This is a genomic window from Paenibacillus sp. 01T443 (genome assembly GCF_056398325.1).
In genome coordinates this window covers 1,004,588-1,030,852 of the sequence record NZ_JBFTPE010000008.1, presented here as the reverse complement: position 1 = coordinate 1,030,852, position 26,265 = coordinate 1,004,588, and the positions used below count along the sequence as shown (strand labels likewise).

The 26,265-nt window shown below is 49.2% G+C and carries 19 protein-coding genes and 1 pseudogene; 19 read left to right on the top strand and 1 reads right to left on the bottom strand.

Going from position 1 to position 26,265, the window contains the following annotated elements; all coding sequences use genetic code 11:
• Positions 1–20: 20 nt before the first annotated feature.
• The 12 genes and pseudogenes from AC1DLI_RS18335 (at position 21) to AC1DLI_RS18280 (ending at position 14,790) form a co-directional block, all read left to right on the top strand.
• A complete protein-coding gene (locus AC1DLI_RS18335; RefSeq protein WP_477604976.1) occupies positions 21–1,604 on the top strand; it encodes a sensor histidine kinase in 1,584 nt (527 codons plus the stop codon).
• Positions 1,547–1,759, top strand: a complete 213-nt coding sequence (locus AC1DLI_RS18330; RefSeq protein ID WP_477604974.1) for a sensor histidine kinase — start codon at positions 1,547–1,549, stop codon at positions 1,757–1,759. Before AC1DLI_RS18335 ends, AC1DLI_RS18330 begins: the two co-directional genes overlap by 58 nt.
• Positions 1,756–2,472, top strand: coding sequence for a response regulator transcription factor (locus AC1DLI_RS18325; protein ID WP_477604972.1), 717 nt, complete (start codon positions 1,756–1,758; stop codon positions 2,470–2,472). Before AC1DLI_RS18330 ends, AC1DLI_RS18325 begins: the two co-directional genes overlap by 4 nt.
• Before the next feature lie 20 nt (positions 2,473–2,492).
• Complete coding sequence (locus tag AC1DLI_RS18320; RefSeq protein ID WP_477604970.1) at positions 2,493–4,859, top strand: glycoside hydrolase family 95 protein; 2,367 nt, start codon at positions 2,493–2,495, stop codon at positions 4,857–4,859.
• A 229-nt stretch (positions 4,860–5,088) separates the two neighbouring features.
• Complete coding sequence (gene hutH / locus AC1DLI_RS18315) at positions 5,089–6,630, top strand: histidine ammonia-lyase (RefSeq protein ID WP_477604968.1); 1,542 nt, start codon at positions 5,089–5,091, stop codon at positions 6,628–6,630.
• Between the two features lie 21 nt (positions 6,631–6,651).
• Complete coding sequence (gene hutU, locus AC1DLI_RS18310) at positions 6,652–8,325, top strand: urocanate hydratase (RefSeq protein ID WP_477604966.1); 1,674 nt, start codon at positions 6,652–6,654, stop codon at positions 8,323–8,325.
• 10 nt (positions 8,326–8,335) lie between these two features.
• A complete protein-coding gene (gene hutI, locus AC1DLI_RS18305; protein WP_477604964.1) occupies positions 8,336–9,610 on the top strand; it encodes an imidazolonepropionase in 1,275 nt (424 codons plus the stop codon).
• On the top strand, positions 9,607–10,863 hold the full coding sequence (locus AC1DLI_RS18300; RefSeq protein ID WP_477604962.1) for an allantoate amidohydrolase: 1,257 nt from the start codon (positions 9,607–9,609) through the stop codon (positions 10,861–10,863). Before hutI ends, AC1DLI_RS18300 begins: the two co-directional genes overlap by 4 nt.
• A gap of 11 nt (positions 10,864–10,874) precedes the next feature.
• The gene (locus AC1DLI_RS18295) at positions 10,875–12,221 is read left to right on the top strand and encodes an amidohydrolase family protein (RefSeq protein ID WP_477604960.1); all 1,347 of its coding nucleotides are present in this window, start codon (positions 10,875–10,877) and stop codon (positions 12,219–12,221) included.
• A pseudogene (locus AC1DLI_RS18290) lies at positions 12,199–12,297 on the top strand (sigma factor-like helix-turn-helix DNA-binding protein); the annotation flags it as partial. The gene AC1DLI_RS18295 and the pseudogene AC1DLI_RS18290, both read left to right, overlap by 23 nt.
• Positions 12,298–12,916: 619 nt before the next feature.
• Positions 12,917–13,555, top strand: coding sequence for a glycoside hydrolase family 11 protein (locus AC1DLI_RS18285; protein ID WP_477604958.1), 639 nt, complete (start codon positions 12,917–12,919; stop codon positions 13,553–13,555).
• A 386-nt stretch (positions 13,556–13,941) separates the two neighbouring features.
• The gene (locus AC1DLI_RS18280) at positions 13,942–14,790 is read left to right on the top strand and encodes a formylglycine-generating enzyme family protein (RefSeq protein ID WP_477604956.1); all 849 of its coding nucleotides are present in this window, start codon (positions 13,942–13,944) and stop codon (positions 14,788–14,790) included.
• Between the two features lie 516 nt (positions 14,791–15,306).
• Here AC1DLI_RS18280 and AC1DLI_RS18275 read toward each other — a convergent pair.
• A complete protein-coding gene (locus AC1DLI_RS18275; RefSeq protein ID WP_477604954.1) occupies positions 15,307–16,533 on the bottom strand; it encodes an MFS transporter in 1,227 nt (408 codons plus the stop codon).
• Between the two features lie 168 nt (positions 16,534–16,701).
• Here AC1DLI_RS18275 and AC1DLI_RS18270 point away from each other — a divergent pair, with 168 nt between their 5' ends.
• The 7 genes from AC1DLI_RS18270 to AC1DLI_RS18240 all read left to right on the top strand — a co-directional run bounded on the left by AC1DLI_RS18270 (position 16,702) and on the right by AC1DLI_RS18240 (position 26,253).
• Positions 16,702–17,280: a TetR/AcrR family transcriptional regulator gene (locus tag AC1DLI_RS18270; protein WP_477604952.1), complete on the top strand. Its 579-nt coding sequence runs from the start codon at positions 16,702–16,704 to the stop codon at positions 17,278–17,280.
• Between the two features lie 454 nt (positions 17,281–17,734).
• Positions 17,735–19,285: a response regulator transcription factor gene (locus AC1DLI_RS18265; protein WP_477604950.1), complete on the top strand. Its 1,551-nt coding sequence runs from the start codon at positions 17,735–17,737 to the stop codon at positions 19,283–19,285.
• A gap of 217 nt (positions 19,286–19,502) precedes the next feature.
• On the top strand, positions 19,503–20,465 hold the full coding sequence (locus tag AC1DLI_RS18260) for an ABC transporter permease (RefSeq protein WP_308995610.1): 963 nt from the start codon (positions 19,503–19,505) through the stop codon (positions 20,463–20,465).
• Positions 20,466–20,478: 13 nt separating this feature from the next.
• A complete protein-coding gene (locus tag AC1DLI_RS18255) occupies positions 20,479–21,348 on the top strand; it encodes a carbohydrate ABC transporter permease (RefSeq protein WP_308995611.1) in 870 nt (289 codons plus the stop codon).
• Positions 21,349–21,379: 31 nt separating this feature from the next.
• Positions 21,380–23,053: a type 2 periplasmic-binding domain-containing protein gene (locus AC1DLI_RS18250; RefSeq protein WP_477604947.1), complete on the top strand. Its 1,674-nt coding sequence runs from the start codon at positions 21,380–21,382 to the stop codon at positions 23,051–23,053.
• A gap of 156 nt (positions 23,054–23,209) precedes the next feature.
• Positions 23,210–24,964 carry a sensor histidine kinase gene (locus AC1DLI_RS18245; protein WP_477604945.1) on the top strand — a complete coding sequence of 585 codons (1,755 nt, stop codon included), beginning with the start codon at positions 23,210–23,212 and terminating at the stop codon, positions 24,962–24,964.
• Positions 24,961–26,253 (top strand): ABC transporter substrate-binding protein, encoded by a 1,293-nt coding sequence (locus tag AC1DLI_RS18240; RefSeq protein ID WP_477604943.1) that lies wholly within the window; start codon positions 24,961–24,963, stop codon positions 26,251–26,253. The genes AC1DLI_RS18245 and AC1DLI_RS18240 overlap by 4 nt, the downstream gene beginning before the upstream one ends.
• The last annotated feature ends 12 nt before the right edge of the window (positions 26,254–26,265 follow it).

The window sequence follows — 26,265 nt, the reverse complement described above, 5'->3', positions numbered from 1 at the left end:
TGATGCAGGGGGTAGCGGTCATGAGCATTGTCAGGAAGATCATTCTAGGATATGTCGTCATCATTTTCATCCCCGTGATTGTATTCGGGATCTATTACTACAACCAAATCTACGGAAACTTAACACATCAGCTCGTTGACGGGCGGCAAAAGATTCTCGAACAGGCCTATTCCAACTTGCGGGCGGATATGGTCCGAATTGAATCGGTACACAGGCTGCTTCAGTACAATCCTTACGTAACCGATTATTTGGACGGGATGTATGAAAGCGAATCTGAAAGCGTATACGCCTATCTTAGATACATAAGTCCATTGTTTACCCAATCGATGTTCGTCAACAGCGAAATCGAATCCATCATGATCTATAAACGAAAGGATGAGGTCTTTCCGATTGCAAAGCAATTTCTGGATAAAGATGACATTGATCCAGCATTGCGGCCGGCCGTCGATCATTTGAAGCCGGGAAGCGGGATATGGATTCGGCAAGCGGACGGACAATCCGAGCCTTCATTTATATACTATCAGGATATCTATAATAACTATATCACTGAGAAAATAGGCTTGCTCGAAATCAGGATCAGCCACGAAATGATTCGGAAGTTTTATGAGGCGGCAGGTGCCGGAAACAATTGGAGCGCCTTGTTGTTCTCGGAGGAAGGCGATTTGTTATTCTCTACAGGGCGGCATTCGACTGCCGATAACCGTGCGTTGATGGAATTGATCGCAGACCGGGATGCCGACGGCTATTTCATTACCCGCAAGTCGATTGTCAATCAATTGTACATCGAGGATTTGGGCGTTCGAGTCGTGGTTACCGGTCAGGTCGAGGACGTATTTCAAACGGTGAGACGGAAGGAAATGTTCCTAATCGCAGCGATTGTCGTTCTTCTCATCGTTCTATCGGTTATATATTATTTCCTCGCTTCGACGATTGCCAAACGTATCCTGCGATTGGCACGGCATATGAGGACGATTCGCGACGATAACCTAAAAGTAATGATCAACCGTCAGGACAACCAAGATGAGATTGGGTTTCTTACTTCAACCTATAATGCGATGATTAAGCGCATGGATGAACTCATTAACAATGTCCACCGTGCCGAAATCCTAAACAAGGAAGCGGCGTATAAGGTGCTTCAGGCGCAGATCAAGCCGCATTTTCTATATAATACGCTCGAAACGATCCGTATGCTGGCGGAAGCCAACAATGATAAAGAAGTCGCTGACATTTCGTATTGGTTCGGGCGACTTATGCGGTATAGTTTATCTTCTCAGAAAGACGATACTGTTCTCAGGTGCGAGATCGAAACGGTCATGTTTTATTTGAACATTCACAAGATGCGGGTCCGGGACCGGCTCGACTATCAGTTCGAGATTGCTGCGCAGGCCGACACGATACAATGCCCCCGGTTTATGCTGCAGCCTCTTGTCGAGAATAGCGTCATCCATGGATTATCGGTCCTTCGGCCGGTCCAGATCAAGCTGCTCGTCGAGGAGATCGACGGGTATGTCCGCACGTCATTGCTGACAACGGAGCAGGCATTCCAATGGATAAGCTCCAAGGTATACAAACGCTCTTGGCGCGCGGACTCGATGCAAAAGTGATTCAAACTGATGAGGGAGGCTTAGGGCTGTACAACGTGAGTGAACGAATCAAGGCATTCTATGGCGCGGAGTCTCGTCTGGAGATTGAGAGTGAGCGGGGGAAAGGTACGACATTGACGTTATTTCTATTGAAAAAGGCGGTATCTGATACATGAAAATATTGATTGTGGATGACGAACCGTTAATCCTGCAGGGACTCGTCAAAATCGTCAAAGAGGCCGCCCCCGACCAAACGGAGGTCATTGCTGGCAACAACGCATACGAAGCGCTGGAGTTAATGAAGAATAATAAGCCTGATGTTACCTTAACTGATCTCAATATGCCTGAGATAGACGGATTCGAATTGATCCACGAAGCTAAGCAGCATGATCTATGTCAACGGTTTATTATTTTGACCGGTTATGATGAATTCGAATATGCGCGCAAGGCGATACGCGCAGGCGTCGTAGACTACTTGCTCAAACCAATCAACAAGGATGAGATTGCCGCATTGCTGCATCAGATATTCAAAGAGCTTCCCATTGAAGCCGATTCCGATTATCGACACCATGCAGCGAAAATTCTCACTTACATCGACAGGAATTACTCGCAGGAACTTTCGCTGGATATGCTCGCCGAATATATGAATCTGCACCCGAACTATATCTGCAGCCTATTTAAGAAAGAAACCGGGGCGACGTTTATCCATTATTTGAATACCTTGCGTATCAACGAAGCGAAAAAACTTTTGGTCGAGATCCACCAGATTCCGGTCAATATGATCGGCAGCAAGGTAGGCTATGAAAATCGGCATTACTTCAATAAAGTGTTTAAGAAGTATACAGGAGTTACGCCGGGCAAATATCGTGAGGACAGATCTAACAATTAACGGAGCAGGAGTGATTAACGTTGAAGTTATTTTATCAAACGCCGGCGGCCAGATGGACGGAAGCACTGCCGCTTGGTAACGGACGGCTTGGAGCCATGGTTTTCGGGGGAATCGAGACGGAGCAGTTTCAATTAAACGAGGATTCTCTCTGGTCCGGTGAGCCGAAAGACGGGACCAATCCAGGTGCGCTAAAGGTAATTCCGGAAATTAGACGTTTAATTAATGAAGGATTGTATGTTGAAGCAGATGAGCTCAGCAAAGAAGCGATGGGGCCGTATACGCAGTCTTATATGCCTTTGGGGGATTTGAGCCTTCATTTCTATCACGGCAATCTAGCAGATGATTACACCCGCGAATTGGATCTGGAGACGGCAGCTACAATAGTTCGATATAGGATCGGCGATGTTATTTATAAGCGTACTAGTTTTATATCTAATCCTGACCAGACATTAATTATCCGCTTGGAGTCGAGCACGCCAGGCATGTTGAATTTCACGGCGAAATTATGGAGTCCTCTCCAGCATCATACGGGCTGGAAGGCCGATCGTATTCTGATGAAAGGAAATGCACCGATACATGTTGACCCGAATTATTACCGCACAAGCACTCCGATCGTTTATGGAGAAGATGTAGGTATTCATTTTGATGGAAGGCTTGGCATTAAACTCGAGGATGGAAGCTTATCTACAGATCACGATGGCATGCATGTGAAATCCGCAACAAACGTGACGCTCGTATTCAGCGCTGCGACCAGCTTTAATGGTTTCGACCGTAATCCCGTTACAGACGGGGTGGACCCTGAAGCCATCGCAGAGAAATTTTTAACTGCTGCGCTTGAGAAAAGCTATTCCTATTTATACGACTCGCATCTTAAAGATTATCTTCATTTATATCAACGCGTATCACTAGATTTGGGAGAGTCCAATACTGATGCGGACAAGCCGACGGACATTCGAATATCGCAGTATGGATCAAATGATAAGAAGCTGGTAGAACTATTATTTCAATTTGGTCGTTATTTGTTGATTTCCAGCTCTAGAAGTGGAACACAGGCCGCTAATTTACAAGGAATATGGAACAAGGATGTAAGGCCGCCATGGAGCAGCAACTATACGTTAAATATCAATGCGGAAATGAATTACTGGCATGCCGAGACTTGTAACTTATCCGAGTGTCACGAACCACTGCTCACATTTACGAGAAACCTGTCACAGACGGGAGAGGATACGGCACGTATAAATTACGGAGCGCGAGGATGGGTTGCCCATCATAACAGCGATATCTGGTGTCAATCGACGCCGGTTGGTGATTTCGGAGAAGGGGATCCCTCTTGGGCAAGCTGGTTTATGGCCGCACCTTGGTTATGCCAGCATCTATGGGAGCATTATTCGTTTGGCAGAGATATTACTTATCTGCGGGAAAAGGCTTATCCGGTTATGAAAGAAGCAGCGTTCTTCTGCCTCGACTGGCTGCAGGAGGAGCCTGATGGAAGATTGGCAACCTCACCTTCGACATCACCTGAACATAAATTTATTATGGAAGATGGTTCAATGGCCGCTGTGAGCAAAGGCGCATCGATGGATCATGCCTTAATCTATGAATTATTTACGAACTGCATCGAAGCTGCAGGTGTACTGGAAACGGATGATGCTCTGCAGAAAGAGCTTGCCAATGCAAGAGCAAGGATAACCCCGTACAAGATCGGGAAGCATGGTCAGCTTCAGGAGTGGCTCCATGATTTCGATGATCAGGATATTTATCATCGTCATGTTTCACACTTGTATGGCGTCTATCCCGGTTGTCAGTTGACTCCCGATTCGGAGCTTGAAATGTTCAAAGCAGCACAACGCTCACTAGAGAGACGAAGTGATATCGGTACAGGATGGAGCCTTGCATGGAAGCTGAGCCTGTGGGCTCGTTTCGGGGACGGGAACCGCGCACACGGATTAATTGACAACGTGTTGAATTTGGTGCGGGAAGATAAGGCAGGCGTTACCGGAGGAGGGGTTTATCCGAACTTGTTCGGTGCACATCCGCCATTCCAAATCGATGGTAATTTCGGATTTACCGCAGGTGTTGCTGAAATGCTGATGCAATCGCATACGGGTTCCATTCATCTGCTTCCCGCGCTGCCAGATACTTGGGAGTCCGGATCAGTAAAAGGCTTGCGTGCAAGAGGCGGTTTCGAGGTAGATATGATTTGGAGCAACGGTGTGCTTATTAAAGCCATCATTACGTCGTTAAACGGAGGTGTTTGCCGCGTTAAGGCAGCAGTACCTATTGAAGTGGAAACCGACAACTCGTCAGCATCATTTAAAGATGCCGGGAATGGCGTCATTATTTTTGATACGTTGCCTGGAATGACCTATACGATTAAGCAAGTATGATAGAAATTCTCTAAGTATGAAGAAGAGGGAATGAAGATGATATCTGTTCATAAATCAGAAGGAGCATGAAGAAGAAACCGAGGGCATATCATTCTATAAGAGCATAAAGCGTAATAAAAGCAACGGTCGAGCCTGAAGCCGACAGCCATTCCGTGTCCAGTGATTAGAAGCCGATACCTTACCCAGGGTATTGGCTTTTTTAATTACTCAGAGAAAGGCAGGTGCCAACATGTTGCCAATGGACGAAAATGCGCTGTCCGTTGACGGCGGTACGATGTCGCTTGAACAAGTAATCCGGGTAGCCCGCTATAAGGAGCGGGTGAAAATCAGTCAAAGCTGTCTTGATCAAATGGCGATAAGCCGGGCGTACGTCGAGAAGTTGCTTCGCGAGAAGCGGGTGGTATATGGGCTTACGACCGGTTTTGGCAAATTCAGTGATACTTATATTTCGGCGCAAGACACGAAGCGGATGCAGCTGAATCTCATTCGAAGCCATGCCTGCGGGATTGGACCGCCGCTGACGGAGGAAGCAGTAAGAGCGACTATGCTGCTGCGCGTAAATGCTTTATCGCTGGGCTATTCCGGCATCCGGCCGGGGGTTGTTCAACTGCTGGTTGATATGCTGAATGCCGGAGTGACGCCGGTCATCCCGGAGCAAGGCTCGCTTGGGGCAAGCGGGGATTTAGCGCCATTGTCGCATCTGGCGCTCGTGCTGGTCGGCGAAGGAGAAGCCTGCTTTCTCGGTGATCGGCTGCCTGGTAACGAGGCGATGGCCAAAGCCGGCTTAAAGCCTATCGCGCTGGAGGCCAAGGAAGGTCTCGCCTTGATTAACGGGACGCAGGTGATGACGGGGATCGGGGCGCTCGCTTGTTATGACGCCGTCAATTTAGCTGGTTGGGCGGATTGTGCGGCGGCGTTAACGGCTGAGGCGCTTCGCGGCATTCGCGACGCATTCGAACCGTTTACCCACGCGCTTCGCCCGCATCCCGGACAGGGACAATCCGCCGCGAATATTCAGCGTTTGACGCAGGGCAGCCGGTTGATGACAGGGCAGGGAGAGCTGCGCGTGCAGGACGCTTATTCGATCCGTTGCGCGCCGCAGGTTCATGGCGCCAGCCGGGACGCGCTGCGATATATACAAGTAAAGCTGGAAATCGAAATGAATGCGGCAACGGACAATCCGCTTATTTTCGCTGCAGAGAATCGTGTCATTTCCGGAGGTAATTTCCACGGTCAGCCGATCGCCTTAGCGATGGATCATCTTGCCATCAGTGCCTCCGAGCTCGCCAGCATCTCGGAACGCCGTACCGAAAGACTCGTCAATCCGTCTTTGAACGAGAAGCTTCCTCCTTTTCTGGCGAAGGACGGGGGCGTCCAGTCTGGCTTTATGATCGCCCAATATACGGCTGCCGCGGTCGTGTCCGAGAATAAGTCGCTTGCGCATCCGGCCAGCGTAGACTCGATCCCCTCGTCGGGGAACCAGGAGGATCACGTCAGCATGGGGACGATCGCGGCCCGCAAGGCGAATCAGATTGTATTAAACGCCTATTCGGTGCTAGCTATCGAGCTGCTGTGCGCAGCTCAAGCCGCCGATTTTCGCGGTCAGGAGAATCTGGGTAAGGGAACGAAATGGATTTATGACCGGTGCCGCGAGCATGTGAGCTTCATGGATGAAGACCGCGTGTTGTCAGGCGATATTCGCGTCATGGCGGAATGGATGAGAAAGACCAATGTGCGGGAAGCCATCGCGTCCGTCGTCCGGATTGAATAATTGGATTGGAGGTTTGACGCTATGAAGGAACGAGTCGTTCGTGCGCCGCGCGGCGCTGTGCTGAATACGAAGGGCTGGGTCCAAGAAGCAGCGCTGCGCATGCTGATGAACAATTTGGATCCGGAGGTGGCCGAATATCCGGGCAAGCTCGTCGTCTACGGAGGAATTGGTAAAGCCGCGCGAAATTGGGAGAGCTTCGATGCTATCATCGATACGCTGAAGCAGCTGGAGGACAACGAGACGATGCTGGTGCAATCCGGTAAGCCGGTCGCTGTCTTCCGGACCCACCGGGACGCGCCGCGCGTGCTGCTCGCCAACTCGAACCTGGTGCCGGCATGGGCGAATTGGGATACTTTTCACGAGCTGGACCGGAAGGGGCTTATGATGTACGGCCAGATGACGGCAGGCAGCTGGATTTATATAGGCAGTCAAGGTATCGTTCAGGGCACTTATGAGACGTTCGCTGAATGCGCCAGGCAGCACTTCGGCGGCACTTTGAAAGGGACGATTACCGTAACGGCCGGCCTCGGCGGAATGGGAGGAGCGCAGCCGTTAGCCGTCACCATGAACGAAGGCGTGCTGATCGGGATCGACGTTGACAAGACACGAATCGAGAAGCGAATTCATTCGAGTTATTGTGATTGCGTACTGGAAAGCCTGGATGACGCGATCTCGCTTGCGGTCGAGGCCCGGAAAGAGGGGCGGGCGTTATCCATCGGTCTGGTCGGCAATGCGGCTGAGGTACTCCCGGAAATGCTGCGCCGCGGCTTCATCCCGGATATTATAACGGATCAAACATCCGCTCACGATCCGCTGAATGGTTATTTGCCGGCGGGCTTATCATTGGATGAGGGCAGCAAAGAGCGCGCGGAAGATCCGGTGACTTATGTCAAGAAGGCAAAAGCGAGCATGGCTGTGCATGTGAACGCGATGCTCGAGATGAAGCGGCTCGGTGCCATCGCCTTCGACTACGGAAACAATATTCGCCAGGTTGCTTACGATGAAGGCGTGGAAGACGCCTTTTCTTTTCCGGGTTTTGTCCCCGAATACATCCGTCCGCAGTTTTGCGAAGGGCGGGGGCCGTTCCGCTGGGCGGCGTTATCTGGCGATCCAGAGGATATATACAAGACCGATGAAGTGATCCTGAAGACGTTCGCCCACAATGAACATTTATGTAAATGGATCCGAATGGCGCAGGCCAAAATCGCCTTCCAAGGCCTGCCGTCCCGGATCTGCTGGCTTGGCTACGGTGAGCGGGCGTTGTTCGGCCAAATCATTAACGATATGGTCGCCTCCGGGGAGCTGTCGGCTCCGATCGTGATTGGGCGCGACCATCTTGACGCAGGCTCCGTGGCATCGCCAAATCGCGAGACGGAGGCGATGCGTGACGGCAGCGATGCGGTCGCGGATTGGCCGATTCTGAACGCGCTCCTCAATACGGCGGCCGGCGCAAGCTGGGTATCGCTGCATCAAGGCGGCGGCGTAGGTATGGGTTATTCCATTCACGCCGGCATGGTTGTCGTTGCGGACGGCTCGAAGGAGGCAGAGGCGCGATTGGAACGCGTTTTGACGACCGATCCGGGCATGGGCATAGTCCGTCATGCGGATGCCGGCTATGATCTGGCAATCGATACCGTTAAGAAGATGGGAATTCGGATGCCGATGGCGGACAGACAGGTGACCGGAAAGGAGTGACACTACCCGTATGCTGTATATCAAGAACGCGGCACAAGTCGCCACCATAAGCGGGGGCAGCCATGCGCCGAAGATAGGAATAGAGATGGAGAGGCTGAACATCATCGAGAACGGCGGTGTCGTTGTGGATGGTGAACGCATCGTCTTCGTTGGAGCCGACCAAGAGGCTGCGGAGTATGTTTCGCGCCATGGAGGCGAAGAAGTCAACGTTATTTTGGCGGAAGGAAAGACCGTCACCCCCGGTCTGATCGACCCGCATACACATGTGGTGTTCGCCGGGTCGCGGGAGTATGAGCTGACACTTCGCCTCCGCGGCGCCACCTATATGGAAATCCTGCAAGCAGGCGGCGGTATTCTGAATTCTACGAACAAAACCCGCGCTGCATCGGAAGCGCAGTTAATCGCGGAGACTCGGAAGCGGCTTGACCGTTTCCTTGCCCACGGCGTCACGACGATCGAGGCGAAGAGCGGCTACGGGCTGCGGCTTGCGGATGAATTGAAACAGCTGCGGGCGGCCCGTTTTCTTCATGGCGAGCATCCCGTCGATCTCGTCTCGACCTTTATGGGAGCCCATGCGGTTCCTCCCGAGTACAAGTCGGATCCGGATGCCTTCGTCACAATTTTGACGGAGGAAATGATACCTGCTGTCGCCAAAGAAGGGCTGGCTGAGTACTGTGACGTCTTCTGCGAAGAGGGCGTGTTCACTCCCAAGCAATCGAGGACAATTCTGGAAGCCGGCCTGAAATGGGGGCTGAAGCCGAAAATTCATGCTGACGAAATCGTCCCTTACGGGGGAGCTGAGCTGGCTGCCGAGATCGGAGCCGTATCGGCCGAGCATCTGCTGCAGGCGTCGGACGCCGGCATCCGGGCAATGGCAGAGAAAGGCGTCATTGCGGTGCTTCTGCCCGGCACGGCCTTCTTCCTCATGACGAAGCCGGCCGATGCGCGGAAAATGATCGAGGCGGGCGTGCCGGTCGCCTTGTCGACCGACCGGAATCCGGGCTCCAGTCCGACGGAGTCGCTTCTTTTTATGATGAACCTGGCTTGCTTAACGATGCGGATGACGCCTGCCGAAGCGCTGACCGCCTGCACGATCAATGCGGCTCATGCAATCGGACGCGCGGGTCGGATCGGCAGCATCGAGGCCGGGAAGCAGGCGGATTTGGTTATTTTCGATGCCCCGAATATCGAGTATATGCAGTACCATTATGCCGTTAATTTAACGGAGACGGTTATCAAGAATGGCATTCCTGTCATTGTACATGGTCAAAGGAATTATGCATGATGCAGTTGACAATCAATGCGGCTAGATTGGAGAAAGCCATTCATGAACTCGGCCGAATCGGCGTGAATGAGCAGGGCGGCTTGAACCGGACGACGTTTACGCCTGCGGAGTTAGCAGCCCGGGACTGGGTAAAAGCGAAAGCGGTGGACCTTGGCTTGGACGTTCGCGTCGATGAAGCGGCCAATATTTGGGCTGCCCGGCGCGGCACGCACAACGCGCTTCCGGCTATAGTATTCGGTTCCCACGTCGATACAGTGCCGAACGGAGGCAAGTACGACGGAGCGCTCGGTGTCTTGTTAGCTTTGGAGGTTATGCTTGTGCTGAAGGAGCAGGGCATTCGGACCCGGCATCCACTCGAACTCGTTTCCTTTAGCGCGGAAGAACCGAATCCGTTCGGTTTATCGACATTCGGCAGCCGGTCGGTTGCCGGCAAGCTGACAGGGAAGAACTTGGAAGGCATCCGGGACGACGCCGGAAGGCTGCTGAATGATGCATTGCGTCAAGCAGGCGGGGATCCGGAGCGTTACGAGCAGGCGCGACGGAAGCCGGAGGAGCTCGCTGCTTTTCTAGAGGTGCACATCGAACAGGGGAAGAGACTGCTGAATCGAGGCATTCCGGTCGGCATTGTAACGGCGATCACGGGAATTTATCGTGAGGAAGTGACGGTAATTGGCGTGCCGAATCATGCGGGAACGACACTTATGCAGGATCGGACCGACGCGTTACTGGGGGCGGCCGAAGCGATGCTCGCGCTGGAGCGGGTATGCCTTACGCATCCATCCGATGAAACTGTAGGGACGGTCGGGAAGATCTCGAACGAACCGAATGCGGCCAATATTATTCCCGGCAAGGTGCATTTTCACATGGAGATCCGCGGGAAAACGAGAGCCGACATCCAGGAAGCGATCGAAAAATGGGAAGTGCATGCGGCTCTTATTTGCTCCAGAAGAGGGGTTCGAATCGAGCGTCGTCTGCTGCTAGACCAGCATCCGGTTACTATGGATCCGCTCGTTGCCGGGACTTGCGCTTTGCAGGCGGAGAAGCTCGGATATTCGCATGCATCACTTGGCAGTATGGCCGGACATGACGCGGCGCATATGGCGTCGCTCACCCGTTCGGGGATGCTCTTCGTCCCCAGCCTGGACGGAAAAAGCCATTGTCCGGAGGAGGAGAGCCGGATCGAAGATATCGAGAAGGCGGGCAACGTCCTTCTTCATGCCATTTTGGCGCTGGATGAGAAACTGGATGTTTAAGGAGGGTTAGCGTGAGCAAACGGAAGCAGTATGCAGCGGAATATGTCTATGCAAACGGAGCGTTTCAGAAAGATTTTGCAATCGTGGTGGAGAACGGCGTCATCGCGGAGGTTGGACCTTCGCAAAAGGTATCCGCTGCGTTTCCTGATGCCGAGCTTGTCCGCTGGGAAGGGAAAGCGATCGTGCCGGGCACGGTCAATGCGCATAATCATTCTTTTCAAAGTCTGCTGCGCGGCATCGCCATCGATAAATCGTTTATGGAATGGAGGGATCAAGCGTTGTACCGGTACACTCCGCTGCTTGATGAAGAAGCGGTCTATGTGGGAGCGCTGCTGGCTTTCGGGGAAATGATCAGGTACGGCGTCACGACCGTCAGCGACTTTTTCTATGTTCATAACGGCGGTACGGCCTATGACGAGGCGGTCATTCGAGCTGCGAAGGACGTAGGCATCCGGCTTGTTTTTGCCCGGACGATGTACGATTGGAGCGGTGCTCCCACGGCGTACAGGGAGACGGTGGGAGAAGCCGTGGAAAGGACTCGTTCTCTTGCCGTCAAATACCAGGGGGACCCGATGGTTACGGTCCATCCGGCGCCACACAGCCCGCACGCGGCTTCGCCGGAAATGATTAAGGCCGGACATCGGCTTGCGATCGAGCTGGATACCCCTTTCCATATTCATGTCGCGGAAGAAATGTTTGAGGTCGAGGAGACCTTAAGGAATTACGGCCTTAGGCCGGTTCATTATTTGGACTCATTAGGCGTATTGGATGAACGGATGATCGCCATTCACTTGGTATGGTTGGACGATTCTGAAGTCGAGCTGATTGGCAGCCGTGGCGGCTCGCTGGCTTATTGTCCCTCCAGCAATATGTTTCTCGCAGACGGCGTCACCCGAATCCCTGACCTTTTGAAATCAGGCGTAAAAGTTTCCTTGGGAACGGACGGGGGCTGCAGCAACAACCGGATTAGCGTATTTGAAGAAATGCGGATGTGCGCTTTGCTGCAAAAGGTTTCCCGGTTGGATGGGACCTGCATCACCGCGAATGACGTGTTCCGGATGGGAACAGCGAGCGGCGCCGAAATGTTAAGACTGCAGACCGGTACGATCGAAGCCGGCAAAGCGGCGGACTTCACGGCGGTGGACATTCACGATTTGTCGTTGGCGCCAGAACGCGAATTGTTCGCAAATGTTGTATACGCCATGCAGCCGACCGCGATTGCCCATGTCGTCATCGACGGCAAACTCGTCTTCAGCAAAGGCGGATTATTAACCGTAGCCGAGCAAGAAATTAGTTCGCGGGTGAATCGGTTATTCGAGAAGTGGGGCGGCGCATATTGCGAAGGAAGTGGGCATTAGCCGCAGTTATGTTTCACGGGTAGAGAAGAGGGCGCTCATGAAGCTTTATCATGAGTTTTATAAGTCGAAGCGTTGAAAAGTTGTGAATGAAGTCTTGTTAGGAATTGGCTTATTGGTCGGTCTTAACATTAAAAGCACTAAATAACAAGCTGATGTCGGTATTCAACTGGCGCCAGCTTGTTTATTTTCGCTGCTCCATTCATTGTAAATACGGAAATATTTTTCAATTCCTCGTTGTGCCTCTTCGATGGGTCGGAGCATGTCATGGAAATCTATCGCTAGTATCGTCATCGTCGAGTACGCTTCGTGAGTAAGGTAAAGGGATTGCCATCAAGGTAGTTTCTAGCAGCTTATCGAGAGCTTCTTCCAACGTTACGGTAACCTCGGTTCCACGACGGTTTCTAAAGATTAGTTAAAATATGGGGGTAAATCTATAGTTTGTTAAGTTGTAATGTATGCGCTTACTTTTTATAATTTAGTTATGTAAGACGTAAATTGTCTTGCAATTATACTTGAAAGAAAATTTTTTCTCAGGTAGGAGGGACAGTCAGTAGTTCACGAAATATGACACAGGACAAGTTATGTACTGCAAAGAGAATCAACCGACAAAAAATGAAAGGGAATGATTGTAAAAGATAATATTCAAGTAGTATGTAGGCAATTAGTGATAAATAGAAAATTTCGGGAGGTAAAATATGTTTAAGTTTAATAAGAAAGTCTTGACGTTAGTTATTGCAGCTTCAATGAGTATTACCACCTTGTTTGCAGCAACCGCAAATGYAGCGACAGACTACTGGCAAAATTGGACCGATGGTGGTGGGACAGTAAATGCTACCAATGGATCTGGAGGAAATTACAGTGTTAACTGGTCAAATACCGGGAATTTTGTTGTCGGTAAAGGCTGGAATACCGGATCACCATCTAGGGTAGTAAACTACAATGCCGGCGTCTGGGCGCCGTCCGGCAATGGGTATTTGACTCTCTATGGGTGGACGAGAAACTCACTCATAGAATATTACGTCGTTGATAGCTGGGGCACTTATAGACCTACAGGAACACATAAAGGCACTGTGTCCAGTGATGGTGGCACATATGACATCTATACGACTGAGCGAGTCAACGCACCTTCCATTGACGGCACAAAAACTTTCACCCAGTTCTGGAGTGTCCGTCAGTCGAAGAGAGCGACCGGCAGCAACGTCGCTATCACTTTTAGCAACCACGTTAACGCATGGCAGAGTAAAGGAATGAATCTGGGGAGCAGTTGGTCCTACCAGGTGTTAGCGACAGAGGGATATCAAAGCAGTGGTAGCTCTAATGTAACGGTTTGGTAACAGGCCACCTGCAAGCAGGCAACTGACGGGCACCCGAATGTCTCCAGAGTATTGAGATAGTGATTTAATCACTTGATATTGTTAAGGCTGGCCGGTCTCACAGCCGGCGGCCTTATATATTTCGAAAAATGCTACAACCTACATGCTACTTGAATAATATCTTTTAGAAGAGTGAAGGGCGGCGGGGACCGCCTTCGCGGGTAAAGAGTTAACCGATTTTTAGGAGTTGGAGACAGGCCGATGGTCGTTCCCCTCTAGTTTGATCTGTCAGTCGGATGCGTTGAGGGCCGTTTCCCGCAAGACGAACGGTCTTCAATGCTGCCGGAGGCAAATTGTAGGCCGTCACAGCCTATAATTTTTCCTATCAGTTTAAAGGAGATATATCAATGAGAAAGTTATTAATTTTCCTTTTAATAGCAATAATGTTTGTTGTCAGCGCTTGTTTGCAAGAAAAGCCTGATAAAAATCCTGTTAAAATGCCTGATAACTTTGTATTAGTCAAAGGCGGGGCTTTTTTGAACACAAAGTCCAGCTACTATGGGGAAAATGTAACATTATCGAACTTTTATATCGGTAAATATGAGGTAACTCAAAAAGAGTGGATTGAGGTAATGGGAAGTAATCCCTCAGAATTCAAAGGCGATAATTTGCCGGTAGAAATGGTAAGCTGGTATGACGTTGTGGAGTACTGTAATAATAGGAGTATAAAAGAGGGCTTAACACCGTATTACACTATAGACAAGAATAAAAAAGACCCGAAAAATAAGAGTGAAAACGATAATATAAAATGGACAGTAACGATCAATGCGGGAGCTAATGGTTACCGATTGCCGACAGAAGCGGAGTGGCAATATGCTGCAGGTGGAGGTCAGATGAGCAAGAGTTACACCTATAGCGGAAGCAATAATGCAGATGAAGTAGCATGGTATTGGAAAAATGCTGGAGATAAAAACTTATCAGGGGAATGGAACTGGCCTATGGTAGAAAACAACCATAATAAAACAAAATCTATCGGTGTCAAGAAACCCAACGAGCTAGGACTTTACGATATGTCAGGTAATGTAAGGGAATGGTGCTGGAACGGGTACGGAGACTTGGATAGTAATAGCAGCTCTACCCGGATTGTGAAGGGCGGCGGTTGGATGGGCGACGTCGGCGAGTTATCATATCTGAGCAATTTCGAGGCGAATGGCATGGGCCCCGATCAAGGTTTTCGTGTGTGTCGCGACGAGTGAACGGTAACAAGAAATATCAAGCATAATCGAAAAAATCTACTGATAGGAAAGGGTGGGGAATCAGAAACTTAGATAAGGAAAACTGTCTGTTACTCCTATCTGCTCCAATCTTGTAAGCCCCGAAATTAGATTTGAGTCTAGATTACTTAACGTAGCAAGCTAGATGAAGAATCAATGGAGGGGATTTTTTTTCGAGCGCTTGAAGGCGAGAACAAACAAATGTAGTAGGGGTGCCCCAAAAGCCTATGGCTTTTGGGGCACCCTCTTTTTTTCGCTATTTCCTTAACACACAAAATCCCATCTCTCACTCACAGCGATGAGGACCGAGGTCGATCCCCGTAGGGGCGACAGCCACCGGACTCCATGCGGACGGAACGAATGCGTAGGAAAGGCGTCTGAATCTACCGGTAAAAGTCCTCGTTGAGTAAGCTTTTTAGTTATCCAATCAAAAATTGGGACATCCCAAGATGGATAAACGAGCTTATCTCGCACGAACGAAACGAAGCGGAAAAGAACTTAATGCGCTCGCGTTTTCGAATCAGTAACTGTCTTGTTTGTTCTTTTCTCGGTGAAAAAATAAACCAATGCTAAGAGCGGCAGGATGGTTCCAATGAGAGATGTGAGCTTCCAGCCACCATGGGTATAAGACCAACCGCCCAAGGATGATCCGATGGCTCCGCCTGCAAAAAATATAGACATGAATAGTCCGTTTAGGCGTCCTTTCGCTTCACTACCCAACGAATAAATCGTACGTTGACTAATTACAAGATTACCCGACACGGCCATGTCGAGTGTAAATGCGGCTACAAAGAGAAGAATCAGAGCAAGGGTTGAATAGCTTTGGAACAGATAGATGAGCAAAAAAGAAAAGGCGGCTACAATCATAGCTAGCCCCGTTAACCATTTGTCCCAGCCTTTATCCGCTAATCTTCCGGCAATCGGCGCAGCAATTGCACCACCTACACCAACTAGCGCAAACCATGCAATGCCTCCCTGGGACATTTCAAAAGTATCAGCCAAATGTAAAGGAACGACAGTCCAAAATAGGCTGAAGGCTCCAAATAAACAAGCTTGATATAGTGCGCGACGTCGTAATGCAGGTGTTTGTCGTAATATAGCGCCTAAAGAGAGAATTAGTTTTCCGTAGCGTACCATTGGAGCTGGCTTGCGCTCCGGAAGAACATACGATAGCAGAGCAGCCAATAGAGAGATAACAATTGCAGATAAAATAAATATGGCTCTCCAACCCCATAGACTGGTAATAAAGCTTGCCAATGGCCGGGCAAACATAATTCCCAGTAAGAGGCCGCTCATTACATTACCGATCACGCGGCCGCGCTGGTCTTCAGACGCTAAATAGGCGGCGAAGGGCACCAGAATTTGAGCTACTACAGAACCAATTCCAATAAATAGAGATGCGATCAAAAACAACGGCGCATTAGGCGCGAATGCGGCAGTTAGCAGTGCGACAATTGCAACGATAAGCATGAAAACCGTGAGACGCCGATTTTCAATGACGTCGCTTAGCGGTACGATGAGCAGCAACCCGATAACATAACCGATTTGAGTAACTGTAACAATTAATCCTGCTGCTGTAGAAGGAAGACCAATGGCATCGCGGATAGGCCCTACCAGAGTTTGAGCGTAATAAAGATTGGCGGCGATAAGCCCGCACGCGGCTGCCAACAGAACCATCATCCAACTTGATATACGGCTGTCTTGATTAGCTTGTTCTTTTTGCATCATTATCCTCCTTTAAATACTGAACGTTTAGTTTTATAATTGTATTTAAAAATAATATACTGAACGTATCGTTTTGTAAATAGGCTTTGTTTAGGATTTTATTTTTTGTATACTGAACGTATAGATTATTAATTGATGGATATGGAATATATAACAAGGGGGATTCTTATGCAGGGGAAAAGAGGACGTCCGCGCAATATTGGAACGCAAAACTCGATCCTTTCCGCTTCCTATGATTTATTGTTGGAAATTGGCTTTGGAGCGGTTACGGTAGAAAAAATCGCTGATCGTGCCAAGGTCAGCAAAGCTACGATCTATAAATGGTGGCCTAACAAGGCTGCAGTGGTGATGGACGGATTTCTATCCGCTGCGTCTGCAAGACTGCCTGTGCCGGATACAGGTTCGGTATTCCAAGATATTCTGGAGCATGCCACGAATATGGCCCGGTTTATGATTAGCCGTGAGGGCTCAATTTTTCTTGAGATCATAGGTGAAGGGCAGGTTGATACTGCCTTGGCGGAAGCCTATAGGACCCGTTATATACAGCCTCGCCGGTTGGAGGTTCATGGTATTTTGGGTCAGGGGGTTCGGCGCGGAGAGCTGAAGAAGAATCTCGATACCGCATTATGCACAGATCTCATTTACGGGCCGATTTTCTATCGTTTATTAGTTACGGGGGATATGCTTGACGATAACTATGTTAGGCAGTTGGTTACCCAGGTTTTTGAAGGAATCCGCTCGACTTAAAACCGCATTTCGAACGACTTACGCCGGTCCATAAGGGAAGGTAATTTGCGGTTATAGTTTCATTGCAATAAGCACATAACTAATTAGAATCCAATGTAAAGGAGAATCCATTATGAGCGATCAAAACAAACCTAACAGTCAACATGCCGCACCAAAATCAAGCGATCCGAGTAAACAGGGAAGATCCGCAGCACAGAAAAAATCGAAATAAAATATGAAACGGTCCGGGTCGTTCTGAAATTCTCAGGTTCGATCCGGACCGGCAATGATATTTAAATAGTAAGCATCGGAATTGGCGGAGAAAATCAGGTGCATTTTGTGATGTTATTCGCGCCAATATTTCGGAGTAAATACAACCTGATTGGATATTTATCTGTATTCACACTTAGAAACTTGAAAAATAGCACTCATATCTAGTATAAATGATGTATGACAGGAAAACTGGAGTGAAGCCATGTATAAGGTGCTCTTGGTGGATGACGAATTTATTATACTAGACGGTATTGCCTCGGTCGTAGACTGGGAAGCGTGCGGCACACAATTGATCGGAACGGCGCAAAACGGCGTGGAAGCATTCGAAAAAGTGAAGCACGATCCGCCCGATATTATTATTAGCGACATACGCATGCCGGGGATGGACGGACTGCAGCTCGTTGCAGCGGTACGGGAGCTTTATCCGGATATATCGTTTATATTACTTACAGGTTYTTCCGAATTCGATTATGCGAAGACCGCAATGCATCACGGAGTCAATCATTATTTGCTGAAGCCGTGCAGCGAAGAGGCGCTTATGGAAGCGCTGTCGGAAGTCGTGCAGCGAAGGCGAGAGAAGGACGATAACGACCATTTCGTGCAATCGATCAAGTATGGCCTCGAACGCGTGCTGCCGCATGCGAAGGAGCAATTTCTGAAAGAGCTCGTCACAAACAAAACGTACGGCGTCATGGAATGGCAATATTTTGGCCGGTTGTTCGGGCTTCAGTTCCAAACCCAGCGCGTCCGGCTGCTGCTTGCGGAAATTGAGGGTGAACACGAGTACGAGCATTTGTTTGCGGTCAAAAACATTGCCGAAGATGTATTTCAAAATCCGATCCTAAGCTCGACGGTGGGAAGCCATGTGCTGCTATTGATGGAGGACGAGCTCAGCGAGGAGCAATTGTTCGAAAAAATCGACGCGATCCGCTCCACGTTTATGAAGTATTACCGTTTGGATCTGACGGCCGCGCTGAGCGAGCCCGGTGAGCTCGCGCATGTGAGGCGGCTGTACACGCATACGATCGCTTGCTTGAATCACCGGTTCTATCTTGGGGAGGGCAGCTTAATTACGGAGCGCGATATTTCCGTTCCGGAGGAAGCAGAGAAGCGGGACTTCGAATACGACCCGGAGCGGCTGGCAATGCCGATCAAGGCGGGCCACTGGGCGGACACGGAGCTTGAGCTGAAACGAATGTTCCAAGAGCTGTCCGAGCTTAGATATGAGATCGAGGAAACGAAATCGTATCTTATTCAAATTTTTATGGAAATTATTCGTATATGCTCACCCGCACAGATGAAAGGATATATGGATAAGCTGCCGGGTCTGATCGCGGGCAGCACACTGCAGTCGTTCCAGCAGTTTGTCATGACGATCGCCCGCGAAATTACGCTGGACCGTTATGAGCGCAACCGCCGCAAGCAGTCGCAAATGGTGCAAAGCGTGATGCAGATCGTGCAGGAACGATACAGAGACGAAACATTGACGCTGCAAACGATCGCCGCCGAAATTTACATGAATCCCGATTACATAGGCAAAATGTTCAAAAAGGAAACCGGCGAAAAGTTTACGAATTACGTCATGAACATTCGGATCGAGAAGGCGCTGGAGCATATCGAGCGCGGCGGCGACTTTACGTTCGGGTCGCTGGCGGAAGCGTCCGGCTTCGGCGATAACTATTCGTATTTCAGCAAAATATTCAAAAAATATACCGGCTTTTCTCCTTCCGAATACCGGAAATCGCCTTTATAAATGATTCGAATAGACACACCCTGCATCCGTATTTAGACGGAATGCGGGGTGTTTTTTGTTTGGCGTACGAACCCATGTCGGATTTTTTTCATCGGATTTTTAGCAACGGTTTTGAACAAAAAGGCATCGGAAATGAACATGGGCATCGTCAGGCGGAGAAGGTATATTAGTAAGCGTAATCATTAATTAATTAACACGAAGGATGGAGGTTTACCCGATGGAACTGGAACAAGAGCTGGCTGCCAAGAGCGCAAAGGCGAAGTCAAGCACATTATCCTTCATCAAAAAGGAACTTATTCGGAATAAATATGTGTACCTCATGTTGATTCCGGTTGTCGCCTACTATTTGATTTTCAGCTATGCACCGATGTACGGCCTCCTGATGGCGTTTCAAAAGTCTTACAGTCCGATTAAAGGCATCATGGAAGGCAAATGGATCGGCTTCGACAACTTTACGATGTTTTTCGAAAGCTATTACTTTTGGCGGATTATTAAAAATACGCTCATCCTCAGCTTTTATAGTATTGTGTTCGGCTTCCCGGCCCCCATCGTACTAGCGCTGCTGCTTAACGAGGTTAGATTGAAATGGTTCAAGAGCACGGTGCAGACGGTCAGCTATATGCCGCACTTCATATCGGTCGTTGTCGTAGTCGGTATGTTGAAAACGTTCTCAGCTCTTGACGGCGGCTTGTTCAACGTCATTCGCAGCTTCTTCGATCTTCAGCCGATCATGTTTCTGGCAGAGGCGGATATGTTCAGGCCAATGTACATCTTATCAAACATCTGGCAGGGAGCGGGCTGGGCGTCGATCATCTTCCTGGCGGCGCTGAGCGGCATCGATCCGCAGCTGTACGAAGCGGCGAAGATGGACGGAGCGGGGCGCTGGAAGCAATTGATGCACATTACGCTTCCGGGAATATTGCCGACCATTGTCGTCATGCTGATTCTACGTCTTGGTGCGGTTATGAATTCCGATTTCCAAAAAATATTGCTTATGCAAACAGCACCCACCTATGAGACATCCGACGTGATATCCACCTTCGTCTATCGGTCAGGCATCCTGGAAGGCAATTACACCTACTCGACGGCTATCGGACTCATTAACGGTGTCATTAACTTCTCGCTGCTTTTGCTCGCGAACCACATTAGCCGCAAGGTGAATTCCACAAGTCTCTGGTAAATAGGAGGAGCCTATGAAACGCTCAACAGGCGAATATATTTTCGATACCGTCAACTTGCTGCTGCTATGTCTCGTCATAGCGGTGTGCTTCTACCCAATGCTGTACGTGCTTAACTCATCGGTCAGCGATCCGGATCAAATGCTTCGTTCACGTTCGCTTATGCTGCTGCCGGAAGGCTTCCAGCTTGAAGCTTACAAATTTGTGTTCAATTATCCGAAGATCTACACGGGATATCTCAATACGCTCATTTACGTTGTGGCGGGAACGGCGATCAACCTGCTCATGACCTCGCTCGCTGCTTATGGGCTTTCCCGTATGGATTTGATGGGCAGAAAGACGCTCATGAAGATGATTACGTTCACGATGTTTTTCGGCGGAGGCATGATCCCGACATTTCTGCTTGTGCAAAATCTCGGCCTTGTCGACACGAGATGGGCGATTCTTATTCCAGGCGCAATCAGCACCTTCTACTTCCTTATTATGAAGACGAGCTTTGAGTCGATTCCGATCAGCCTGATTGAATCGGCCAAGCTAGACGGCGCCAACGATTTCCTTATTTTGTTCCGTATCGTGCTTCCGCTGTCCAAATCGATTCTTGCTGTTATGATGCTTTATTACGCGGTTGATCATTGGAACGACTATGTTGGCCCGATGCTTTATCTGCGCAGTCAAGAGCTATACCCGATTCAGATCGTGATGCGCGATATTCTAATTAGCAGCAGCACGGAAGCAATGGGAGCGGGAGCGGACACTGGCTTTGCGATCGGGGAAAACATCAAGTACGCGACGATCATTATTTCGACGCTGCCGATTATGATCGTTTACCCTTTCATCCAACGATTTTTTGTTCAAGGCGCTTTAATCGGTGCCGTGAAACAATAAATAATTAAACCTATCTTGGAGGCGATTCACTGTGAAGAAAAAAGCGGGGTTAATTCTTGTGAGTTCCATGCTGCTGATTAGCATCTTGTCGGCTTGCTCGGAGAACAACGGGTCAAACACAGGCAATACCGGCAACACCGGCAATACGCCGGCGGGAACAGAAGCGCCGAAAGGTGAAGAAGCGATTTCTGTTATTCCGCTTCCGATTACGAACGAATCGTTCACGATCGATTACTGGCGTGCTAACGACGGCAAGTTAACGGCTTCTTTGCAAAATTTCGGTGAAATGGCCAGCTATAAAAAGAAAGAAGAGCTGACCGGTATCAAAGCGAACTTTACGCATCCGCCGCTTGGACAGCAAAAGGATCAGTTCAACCTGCTGATTGCCACGAAAGATTTGCCGGACGTTATTTACTATAACTGGGCAGATGCTGTCGGCGGACCCGAGAAAATGATCGAAGACGGCCGCATTATCCGCCTGAACGAACTGATCGATCAATATGCGCCTAACCTCAAAAAAATTATCGAATCCGATCCGGACGTGAAGAAGCAAATTGCGCTTGACGACGGCACAATCTACATGTTCCCGCTGCTTAAGCTTGACGCGGTGAAGCTGAACGCGACTTCCGGTCTCGTTATGCGGAAAGACTGGCTCGATAAGCTGAGCTTGAAATCGCCGACAACGATTGGCGAGTGGTACACGGTGTTGAAAGCCTTCAAAGAGAAGGATCCGAACGGCAACGGCAAAGCGGATGAGCTCCCGTTTACCGGCAACTGGGGTCCGGGCAACCTGACGAAGCTGCATGACTTCTCACCGGCATTCGGCGTCATCGGCGGCTTCCAAATGCAAGACGGAAAAGTAGCATATGGTCCGATCCTGCCGGGGTACAAAGATTTCCTTGCCGAAATGGCGAAATGGTACCAAGAAGGACTGGTTGATCCTGAAATTATGACGAACGACGGCAAAGCGTTCGACTATAAAGTGACGAATAACTTAGCTGGATCTTACCAAGGCGGCGTATTCAGCGGCATGGGCAAATTTTTTAACCTGATGAGAGACACCGATCCGAACTTCAACCTGACGGGCGTAGCATCTCCGCTTGCGTCGGACGGTAAATCTTACGCAGCGTTTAACCTGAACAATAAAGTATTGACTTACGGCGAAGCGATTACAGCCAGCGCGGACAAAGATAAGCTGAAATATATTGTTCAATGGATGGACTACAACTACAGCCCGGAAGGCAGCGATTTGTTCAACTTCGGTATCGAAGGTGAGAGCTACACGAAAGCAGGCGAAACGTACAAATTTACCGACACGATTACGAAAAACAAAAACGGCCTGACGTACGACCAAGCGCTTGCATCCTACGCGCTTTCGATTATGGACGGTCCGATCAACCAAGACAGCAAATATTTGGACGCGCTGCTGTTTGACCAAGGTCAAAAAGACGCGAACACGGAATGGATGAAGCAGTCCTCAGATCTGACGCTTCCTCCGCTTCGCTTGACGATCGACGAAGCTAGCCAAGTGACTTCCATTATGAGTCAAGTTAATACGTACTTGAACGAAACGATGTCTGCAATCATTAACGGCTCGAAGCCGGTTTCGGAGTATGACAAAATGGTAGAAACGATCAAAGGCATGGGTATTGAAGAAGCGGTTAAGCTTCATCAAGCGGCTTACGAACGTTATATGAGCAAATAATAGGTCGTATAGAGACTGTTTACCGGGGCGGCTAAAAGCCTTGGCAAGCAGTCTCTTCTTCCAGCTTCGATCACGCGAATTTGAATTTAGAGTGCGCAGATAGCTCCTGAATATGTTATATCTAGTATATGAACGTTGCTAAGGAGGCACTCTCTCTTGATCAAAGCCTATCGGAATTTGAGTATAAAGCTGAAAATATTTTTTATCATCGCGTTAATTATGGTGTTAATTATAACGCTTGCGTTCAGCTCGCTCTATTACGCTTATTCGATTTACGATAAGCAGCTGTATGATAAATCGTACAGACTATTGAATTTATCGTCATCTTCGATTGATATGGAGCTTAAGAAACTAGAATCGATGTCATTAAGCATCATTTCGGACACGGTCATTCAACAAAGCTTAAAGGAACTGCTCGTTGATGACTCGGAATATTCCGGTTATATCATCCGCAAAAGAATAACCGATCGTCTATGGGCGCATATCAGCACGTCCGAGAGATATGTGCAGTCGGTTCATCTGGTCGATACGAAGGAAAGGGTAAGCAAATACGGCGGTTCTGTAGAGCTAGTGGGCGAGAAGTATAAGCGTATAAGTGAAATGGCGGCGGCCGGAAAAGGATCCGTTAGCTGGTTGTATCCGGATAGTTCCGATCCGATGCTGATTCTCGTAAGGCAAGTGCGAACTTACGAGCCGCTGACGCTTGAGCCGATCGGTTTCCTCATATTGCGTATTAATATTGAACGGATCGTTGAGGATTACGCGGGCATTGCTTCAGAGAACAGTGATGTGATAGTGAAGTCCGGACAAAGTGTCGTCTATCCATTCCGCAATCTTTCGCCTGAAATTGCTCAAACCGCGCAGCCCTTAAATCAAGCTGACGGTTATGAGATTAAGGATTTGAACGGGGAAGCGGTATTTTTGTCCCAGAAAAAATCATCGTATACGGGCTGGACGTATTACAATGTTGTTCCTTACAATCATATTTTCGAAAAAATCGTTTGGCTTAAAAATACGTTGATTATTGTGTTTACGGCAACGGTTGTCATAGTAATCATAATCGGAATGCTATTCGCCCGAAGCTTAACGAAGCCGATTCGTTTGCTTATCACCCAGATGAAGGAAGTGCAATACGGGGACCTGGAAAATATGGGTGTCAGCTTACACGGCGCAGTTATTCAGCAAATGGACGAGGTTGGACTGCTTCAGCGAACATTCCGGTTAATGATTGCCCGGATTAATACTTTAATCAAAGAAAATTACGCGAATCAGCTCATTATCAAGGAAACCGAGTTCAAGGCGCTGCAAGCTCAGATCAATCCGCATTTTCTGTACAATTCGCTTGATTCGATCCATTGGCTGGCGAAGAAAAACGATCAAGGACAAATATCAAGCATGGTCGTGTCGCTTGGCTATTTGCTTCGTTCGTCGATCAGCCTGAAACGTAACGTGATTACGATCGCGGAAGAGCTCGAAATCGTACAGCATTACATCACGATCCAAAAGTATCGTTTCCAGCATCGACTCGATTTTCACATGGACGTAGAAGAGCGCTATATGAACGTGCTGATCCCGAAGCTAACGCTTCAGCCTCTATTGGAAAACGCGATTCAATACGGACTCGAGCCGCAGATCGAGCCTTGCACCATTCGCATATACGCGCAGGAAAGCGGAGACCGGCTTGCCATTATCGTCGAGGATCAGGGTCCGGGCATGGATGAACCGTATTTGCGCAAAGTGCTTAGCGGCGAAGTTGAAACAAGAGGTTCGGGTATCGGTCTTAAAAATATTCAAGATCGGATGAGGCTCGCATTCGGAGAAAGCTACGGCATGCTGCTAGAAAGCACGGTGGGGAGCGGCACAAAAGTAATGGTTATGCTGCCGCTGACTCAGGAGGTACAAGCAGGATGAGAGTGACGATACGGGTATGGATGCTGCTGGGAATGGTTGCGATATTGTTCGGCTGTGGCAAGGTGGAGTCTCATGATCCAGTTCGCTCCGCTGAAGAGAAAATTACGCTTCGGGTGTTCTGGTGGGGCGGAGACTTTAGAAATAACGCGACGATTCAAGCGATCGAAATGTACGAAAAGCAAAATCCGAATGTGAACATTGAGTTCGAATATACCGGCTTTAACGAATATTGGAAGAAGCTTGCTCCATATGCCGCAGGCAACGCGCTGCCTGACATCATGCAGATGGATGTTTCCTATTTGGCGCAATACGGAACCTTGGATTTACTCGAGGACTTAACGCCTTATATTCAGAAGGGATTTATCGATGCAAGTCATATTAGCGACAACAATTTATCGGGAGGCAAGCTTGGCAATCGTTTATACGGCTTAAACTTGGGCGTCAACGCGCTGTACAGCGTCTATGATCCGGAAGTATTCAAGCTGCATGACATTGCGCCGCCGACCGAGGATTGGACATGGTCCGATTTTGAAGCGATGGGCGAGCAGTTGAAAGGCAAAGGCGTTTATGTCGGAACAGACCTTACGCCTGAGCAGTATTTTGCCTACTACCTCAGACAGTACGGCCGCACGCTGTTTGCCGCTGACGGCACGAAGCTCGGGTATGAGGATGATGAGCTGTTTGTGGACTATTTTGGCCGGATGCAAAGAATGGCGAAGGATCGCCTCATTTTCTCGCCGGATATATGGTATTCCGATGTTCGGTTATCGGATTCGGATCCGTTTTATACGGGAGGAGCACTGCTTGGCTGGGGGTATTCCAATCATTTTATTACGACGGTTGAGAAATACGGCAAACCGCTGCAGTTAGCGCCGATTCCCGGTCCAAACAGAAACCAAGGCATGTTTCTGAAGCCGGGCATGTTTTTTTCCGTAGCGAAAAACTCGAAGTATAAGGAAGAGGCGGCTAAGTTCATCAGCTTCTTCGTCAACGATCTGGAAGCGAATAAAGTAATGAAGGCGGAAAGAGGAGTGCCTGTGTCAGCGAAGGTGAAAGACGATCTGAAGCCTTTCCTGGAACCGGAGCAACAGCAAGTATTCGAATATGTGGAATGGGTGGAGCAGCACAGCAGCACGATCGATCCGCCGGATCCGGTCGGAACCGGGGAAGTGACGGCGGTGCTTCGCAATCTGTATGATTTGCTGCTGTTCGACAAAATAACGCCGCAATCAGCGGCCGTGGAATTTAGATTGAAAGCGAACGCGATTTTAGCGCGAAATATGAAATAAGGGGATAATAAA